General features: G+C 73.6%; 1 protein-coding gene. It reads left to right on the forward strand.

The annotated features are described in order from the left end of the window. The coding region (locus CCN44_RS42870) for an SDR family NAD(P)-dependent oxidoreductase (protein ID WP_107502197.1) at positions 1 to 799 on the forward strand (799 nt) is incomplete at its 5' end. Positions 800 to 1,007: the final 208 nt, after the last annotated feature.

A 1,007-nucleotide genomic window follows, 5' to 3' on the forward strand; every position in this document is an offset into this window, starting at 1 on the left:
GTCCAGGGCGGCCACGCGCAACGCGCCCGCCGTGGCCGCCCTGGACCGGTACGCGGCCGAGCACGGCGTGTCGCTGCACGCGGTGGAACTCGACGTGCTCCACCAGGAGTCCGCGGACGCGGCCGTCGCCCGGGTGCTGGCCGCCGAGGGCCGCCTGGACGTGGTGGTGCACAACGCGGGCCACATGGTCAGCGGCCCCGCCGAGGCGTTCACCCCGCAGCAGCTGGCGGACCTGTACGACGTCAACGTGCTCGGCGCCCAGCGGGTCAACCGGGCCGCGCTGCCCCACCTGCGGGAGCGGGGCGAGGGTCTGCTGGTGTGGATCGGCAGCTCCAGCACCCGGGGCGGCTGCCCGCCGTTCCTGGCGCCGTACTTCGCCGCCAAGGCCGCGATGGACGCGCTGGCGGTGAGCTACGCCGCCGAGCTGATCCGGTTCGGCATCGACACCGCGATCGTCGTGCCCGGCGCGTTCACCTCGGGCACGAACCACTTCGCGCACGCGGGCACGCCCGCGGACACCGAGCGGGCCGCCGCCTACGACGAGCGCTACGGCGCCCTGCTCGCCGGTCTCGACCAGCGGCTGGCGGCGCTGATCCCGCCGGAGGCAGACGCGGCCGAGGTCGCCGAGGCCGTCGTCCGCCTGGTGGACCTGCCCGCCGGCGCCCGGCCGCTGCGCACCCACGTGGATCCGAGCCGGGACGGCAGCGAGGTGGTCTCCGCGGTCGCCGACCGCGTCCGCGCCGAGTTCTTCCGCCGCGCAGGCCTGGAGGACCTGCTCACGGCCGGCAGTTCGCTCTGATCGACCGCACGGACACGGTGGGCGGGCCGTCGGCGGCGGTATTGACATGAACCTGCGTCAACCCCGAGGCTGCGTGCGTGAAGTTGCTCGAATCGTGCTTGTTTCAAGCGTCTATGAGCAACACCGCGTAAGAACAGTCAGTCCGCGAGGATGCGAGGGGAGCTGTTCCGCCGTGCGAAGACTCCGACACCGTGTGCCGTGGCCGGCC

Origin of the sequence: Streptomyces tricolor (assembly GCF_002155905.1) — a bacterium.
Lineage (GTDB): Bacteria > Actinomycetota > Actinomycetes > Streptomycetales > Streptomycetaceae > Streptomyces > Streptomyces tricolor.